Raw genomic sequence first — 6,006 nt, 5'->3', positions numbered from 1 at the left:
CACCCCGGCCGCCCCCCTGTTCGAGGCGGAACGCATCCGCTCGGAGCGGCGCGGGCCCAACTGGACCGCGGCGATGGTCGCCGCGATCGTCGTCGTGATCGGCTTCGTCGGTTTCACGGCCTTCAAGGGCGACGGCGACACCGGCGCCAGGGTCGCCGAGGGCCCCACGCCCACCGCCGGCAGGACGGCCTCGCCCAAGCCGAAGAACAGCAGGCCCGCCGAGCCGAAGCCGGAACCGTCCGACCGGGCCATCGCGGCCGCGCCGCAGGACAAGGTCACCGTGCAGGTCAGCGCCGCCAACGGGAGCAGCTGGATCTCGGCCAAGGACCACAACGGCCGGATGCTCTTCGCCGGGCTGCTGAGCAAGGGCGAGTCCAAGACCTTCCAGGACGGCACCAAGATCGACTTGATACTCGGCGACGCCGGTGCGATCCAGCTCTACGTCAACGGCAAGAAGATCGAGGACCAGTTCCAGCCGGGCGCCGTGGAACGCCTCACGTACACCAAGGGCGACCCGCAGGCCGGATAGTACGTAAGCGGGCGGTACGCAAGCAGGGCAGTACGTAAGCAGAGCGCCGAGCGGGCACGCGGACAAGGGGTTGGCCAAGACCGGCCAACCCCTTCGACATGGGCCGTCACCGAGACAAAGTAGGCTTGAGCGCATGCCTGAACGCCGTACCGTCGCACTCGTCACTCTCGGCTGCGCCCGTAACGAGGTGGACTCGGAGGAGCTCGCAGGCCGTTTGGAGGCGGACGGCTGGCAGCTCGTGGAGGACGCCGCGGACGCGGACGTCGCCGTGGTCAACACCTGTGGCTTCGTGGAAGCCGCCAAGAAGGACTCCGTCGACGCCCTCCTGGAGGCCAACGATCTCAAGGACCATGGCAGAACGCAGGCGGTGGTCGCGGTCGGCTGCATGGCCGAGCGGTACGGCAAGGAGCTCGCCGAGGCCCTCCCGGAGGCCGACGGCGTACTCGGCTTCGACGACTACGCGAACATCTCCGACCGTCTGCAGACCATCCTGAACGGCGGCATCCACGCCGCGCACACCCCGCGCGATCGCCGCAAGCTCCTGCCGATCAGCCCGGCCGAGCGGCAGGACGCCGGCGCGGAGGTGGTCATTCCGGGGCACGGCCCCGCCGACCTTCCGGAAGGCCTCGCTCCGGCGTCGGGCCCGCGCGCGCCGCTGCGCCGCCGCCTGGACGGCGCCCCGGTCGCCTCGGTCAAGCTCGCCTCCGGCTGCGACCGGCGCTGCTCCTTCTGCGCCATCCCCTCCTTCCGCGGCTCCTTCATCTCCCGCCGCCCCAGTGACGTGCTGAACGAGACGCGCTGGCTGGCCGAACAGGGCGTCAAGGAGGTCATGCTGGTCTCCGAGAACAACACCTCCTACGGCAAGGACCTGGGCGACATCCGCCTGCTGGAGTCCCTGCTGCCCGAGCTCGCCGAGGTCGACGGCATCGAGCGGGTGCGGGTCAGCTACCTGCAGCCCGCCGAGATGCGCCCCGGGCTCATCGACGTACTGACCTCCACCCCGAAGGTCGCCCCCTACTTCGACCTCTCCTTCCAGCACTCCGCGCCCGGCGTGCTGCGCGCCATGCGCCGCTTCGGCGACACCGACCGCTTCCTGGAGCTGCTGGACACCATCCGCGCCAAGGCGCCCCAGGCCGGCGTGCGCTCCAACTTCATCGTCGGCTTCCCCGGGGAGTCCGAGGCCGACCTGGCCGAGCTCGAGCGGTTCCTGAACGGCGCGCGGCTGGACGCCATCGGCGTCTTCGGCTACTCCGACGAGGAGGGCACGGAGGCGGCGACGTACGAGAACAAGCTCGACGAGGACGTCGTCGCCGAGCGTCTGGCGCACATCTCCCGGCTGGCCGAGGAACTCGTCTCCCAGCGCGCCGAGGAGCGCGTCGGCGAGACTTTGCACGTGCTCGTCGAGTCCGTGGACGCCGAGGAGGGCGCCCACGGCCGGGCGGCGCACCAGGCGCCGGAGACGGACGGCCAGGTGCTGCTCACGGGCGGCGAGGGTCTGAGCGTCGGCCGTATGGTCGAGGCGAAGGTGGTCGGTACGGAAGGTGTCGACCTGGTGGCCGAGCCGCTGACGGGTACGTTCGCGCGGAGCGAGGAGGCAGGCAGATGACCGGAGTCCCGGCATCCGCGGCAGGCGGCTCCTCCGGCGCGCACGGGGCGGCCGCGGGGGCGGCTTCGCGCCGGCCCGGCGCGGACAGGGCCGCGGGCGCTCCTCGGGCCTCCCGTGCTTCGGGTTCCGGCGGCGCCGGCCGTCTCGCCGGTTCCGGCGGGGCGGACCGGTCCGCGGCGGGGCAGGGCGGTGACCGGCCGCCGCGCGGCGGGAAGATCGCGGCCGCCGCCGTCAACCAGGCCAGCGTGTGGAACGTCGCCAATCTGCTGACCATGGTCCGGCTGCTCCTGGTGCCCGGCTTCGTGGCCCTGATGCTGGCCGACGGCGGGTACGACCCGGCGTGGCGGTCACTGGCCTGGGCGGCCTTCGCCATCGCCATGATCACCGACCTGTTCGACGGCCACCTGGCCCGCAGGTACGATCTCGTCACCGACTTCGGGAAGATCGCCGACCCCATCGCCGACAAGGCGATCATGGGGGCGGCGCTGATCTGTCTCTCCGTGCTCGGCGACCTGCCCTGGTGGGTGACCGGAGTGATCCTCGGCCGGGAACTCGGGATCACACTGCTGCGTTTCCTGGTCATCCGCTACGGCGTCATCCCGGCGAGCCGCGGCGGCAAGCTCAAGACGCTCACCCAGGGCGTGGCCGTCGGGATGTATGTGCTGGCCCTGACGGGCTGGCTGGCCACCCTGCGGTTCTGGGTGATGGCCGCGGCCGTCGTGCTGACCGTGGCGACCGGCCTCGACTATGTGAGACAGGCCATTGTGCTGCGCAGGCGGGGAATCGCCGAGCGCCGCGAGGCGTTGGAGGAGTCGGAAGCGTGAGGTCACCGGCCACCGACGTAGTGAGACTACTCACGGTGAGGGGCGAGACGGTCGCCGTGGCCGAGTCGCTGACCGGTGGCCTGGTCGCCGCGGAGATCACCTCGGTGCCCGGGGCGTCCAAGGTGTTCCGCGGTTCGGTCACCGCCTACGCCACCGAGCTCAAGCACCGCCTGCTGGGCGTGGACGCCACCCTGCTGGCCGAGCGGGGAGCGGTGGATCCGCAGGTCGCGGCCCAGATGGCGGCCGGCGTGCGGAAGGCCCTGGGGGCCGACTGGGGCATCGCGACCACCGGCGTGGCCGGCCCCGACCCCCAGGACGGGCAGCCCGTCGGGACGGTCTTCGTGGCCGTGGACGGGCCCCTCGCACCGGAAACCGGCGCCACCCGTGGCGGGAAAACGACCGCGCTGCGGTTGAACGGCGACCGGGCGGAAATTCGTAGAGAGAGTGTACGGAGCGTACTCGCACTGCTTTTGAAGCAGATCGCGGACGAACAGACTGGAAATGAGCGGGCACAGGATACGGAACGGAACGGGGGGTTTTGATGTTTGCAGCCCTGAGTGAACACGACATCGCTCCCCGCACGGCCGCAGCGCGAGGCGGTACGGTGGGGCGTGAAGGATGCGGCTACGCGGTCCGAGGAGGGAGCCACCGATGATTCTGCTCCGTCGCCTGCTGGGTGACGTGCTGCGTCGGCAGCGCCAACGCCAGGGCCGTACTCTGCGCGAAGTCTCCTCGTCCGCCCGAGTCTCGCTCGGCTATCTTTCCGAGGTGGAGCGGGGGCAGAAGGAGGCTTCCTCCGAGCTGCTCTCCGCCATCTGCGACGCGCTGGACGTACGGATGTCCGAGCTCATGCGGGAAGTGAGCGACGAGCTCGCCCTCGCCGAGCTGGCCCGGTCCGCTGCGGCCACCAACACCGTTCCCACGCCGGTTCGCCCGATGCTGGGTTCCGTTTCGGTGACCGGTGTGCCACCGGAACGGGTGACCATCAAGGCGCCCGCAGCCGAAGCGGTGGACGTGGTCGCCGCGTGACCTGTCGCACGCGCGCGTGAACTGACGCATACGTGGTGAGGCCCCGGCCGGGGCTTCTCCGGGAGGCCCCGGAGAGGCGCGGCCGGGGCCTTCGCCTTGCCCGGGTGTTCACGGCGGCTCTCGCCGTCTCCCGTTTGCCGGTGCCGGGCGGGGCCGCGATCGTGGAGGCCCAGGTGGTGACACGGGGCTGATACGGCGGCGGGCCGGACTGGCAGGTGGGGCACCAGTACGTGGGGCGCTCCTGGAAGCCGTCGCCCTGGTCGGCCACGCGGACGGAGGTGCCGCAGCGCAGGCAGGGGCGCGGTGCGCGGCCGTAGACGAACAGGTCCTGGCCGCGCAGGCCCGTGGTCCGGCGGACCACGCGGTCGCGGTTGGCCTCCAGGAGCTTCCTGGCCAGGAGGGGCAGCTTCGCGGCCCGGTCGGCGGGCAGGGCGCCGACGGGCAGCCACGGGGTCACGCCGAGCAGGAAGCAGAGCTCGCTCTTGTAGATGTTGCCGATGCCGGCGAGATTGCGCTGGTCGAGCAGGGCCTCGCCCAGCCGGCGGCCCGGGTCGGCGAGGAGGTTGGCCAGGGCCAGGCCGGGGTCCCAGTCGGGGCCGAGAAGGTCCGGGCCGAGGTGCGCGACGGCGCGCTCCTCCTCGGTGGTGCGCAGCAGCTCCAGGACCTGCAGGCGGTAGCCGACGGCCGCGCGGCCGTCGGTGCCGAGCACGGCGCGGATCTGGTGGGCGGGGCCGCCCTTCCAGCGCTCACCGGCGCCGTACACCTTCCAGGCGCCCTCCATCAGCAGGTGCGAGTGCAGCGTGAGGCCGCCCTCGAAGCGGGTGAGCAGGTGCTTGCCGCGCGAGACCGTGTCCAGGACGGCCCGGCCGGTGAGGTCGACCGTGGCGTACTTCGGCATCCGGAAGTCGCTGCGGGTCAGCACCTTGCCCGCGAGGGCCTCGTGCAACCGCCTGGCGGTCCGCCAGACCGTGTCACCTTCGGGCATGGGTCAAGGGTGACACGTACGGGTGGACATGCGCCCGGGTACGCCTGCTCCGCTCATGCGCGCAGGCGCAGGCCGCGCGGAGTGGCGATGAAGCCCACCTCTTCCAGGAGGGCGCCGGTGGGAGAGGTCAGCGCGGAGGCGCCGTTGACGCGCTCCACGGTGACCGTGCCGAGCGAGCCCGCGCGGGCGGCCGCGGCGAGCGCCCCGGCGGCTGCCCGCAGGCGCGGGTCGTCGCCGGCCGCGCCGTCCGGACCGGTGGGCCAGGTCAGCAGGGTCTTGCCGCCGCGTTCCATGTAGAGCGTCAGTTCGCCGTCCACGAGCACCACCAGGGAGCCGGCCTTGCGGCCCGGCTTGTGCCCCGCGCCGGTCGGTGGCTCGGGCCAGGGCAGGGCGGCGCCGTAGGCGTTCGCGGGGTCGGCGGCGGCGAGGACCAGCGCCCGCGAGTCGGCGGAGGCGGTACGGCCGCGGCGGTCACCGAAGCCGGTTTCGAAGCCAGGGCCGGAGCCGTACGGGAGGCTTCGCCCGCCGCCTCGTGGACCGCCGTGCCCCGGTGGGGCGATGTCCCGGGGCGAGACGTACTCGCCCGGTGCGGGCCGGTCGACGGCCGGCCAGTCGAACTCACCGCCCGGGTCGGCGGCGGGGAACCCGGCCTCGAGGTCACCGGGAAGCGGGAGGCCGTCGGAGGAACCGAAGCCGTCGGGACCGCCGCCCCGGGAGCCCGTGCCGGGCAGGCCCTCGCCCCGCTCGCGCGCGCCCGCCACCGCGCGCAGACGGTCGACCGCGCCGTCCATCGCGAACTGGGCGGCGCCCAGGCCCTCCACCACATAGCCCCGCCGGGCCTGGCCGCTCTCCTCGAAGGCGGACAGGATCCGGTACACCGTCGAGAACCCGCCCTCGACGCCCTCCGCCGACACCGCTCCCCGCGTGACCACACCGTGCCGGTCGAGGAGGGCGCGGGCCAGCGCATGGGCGCGCACGGTGGGGTCGGGATCGCGGACGGGCAGTAGCGACCAGCGGCCGACGACGGTGGGCG

Annotated in this window: 6 protein-coding genes and 1 pseudogene; 5 read left to right on the top strand and 2 right to left on the bottom strand. The window is 72.7% G+C overall.

Going from position 1 to position 6,006, the window contains the following annotated elements; genetic code table 11:
- From C1I97_RS29320 to C1I97_RS29300, 5 genes are all read left to right on the top strand, one after another.
- On the top strand, positions 1-529 hold a 529-nt coding region (locus tag C1I97_RS29320; RefSeq protein WP_111006137.1), incomplete at its 5' end, for a DUF4115 domain-containing protein.
- 133 nt (positions 530-662) lie between these two features.
- Entirely contained in the window at positions 663-2,135 is a 1,473-nt protein-coding gene (gene rimO, locus C1I97_RS29315) for a 30S ribosomal protein S12 methylthiotransferase RimO (RefSeq protein WP_111006136.1), read from the top strand.
- A complete protein-coding gene (pgsA, locus tag C1I97_RS29310) occupies positions 2,132-2,959 on the top strand; it encodes a CDP-diacylglycerol--glycerol-3-phosphate 3-phosphatidyltransferase (RefSeq protein ID WP_111006135.1) in 828 nt (275 codons plus the stop codon). Before rimO ends, pgsA begins: the two co-directional genes overlap by 4 nt.
- Positions 2,956-3,501, top strand: a complete 546-nt coding sequence (locus C1I97_RS29305) for a CinA family protein (protein ID WP_111006134.1) — start codon at positions 2,956-2,958, stop codon at positions 3,499-3,501. The genes pgsA and C1I97_RS29305 overlap by 4 nt, the downstream gene beginning before the upstream one ends.
- A 109-nt stretch (positions 3,502-3,610) precedes the next feature.
- On the top strand, positions 3,611-3,988 hold the full coding sequence (locus C1I97_RS29300; protein ID WP_111006133.1) for a helix-turn-helix domain-containing protein: 378 nt from the start codon (positions 3,611-3,613) through the stop codon (positions 3,986-3,988).
- 193 nt (positions 3,989-4,181) lie between these two features.
- On the opposite strand, the pseudogene C1I97_RS29295 reads toward C1I97_RS29300, so the two are convergent.
- Positions 4,182-4,973: pseudogene (locus tag C1I97_RS29295) on the bottom strand (Fpg/Nei family DNA glycosylase); the annotation flags it as partial.
- Between the two features lie 53 nt (positions 4,974-5,026).
- The coding region (locus C1I97_RS29290; RefSeq protein ID WP_441349166.1) for an Lhr family helicase at positions 5,027-6,006 on the bottom strand (980 nt) is incomplete at its 5' end.

It is taken from the genome of Streptomyces sp. NTH33 (assembly GCF_003236365.1).
GTDB lineage: Bacteria > Actinomycetota > Actinomycetes > Streptomycetales > Streptomycetaceae > Streptomyces.
This window is presented reverse-complemented; position numbering and strand designations above follow the sequence as displayed.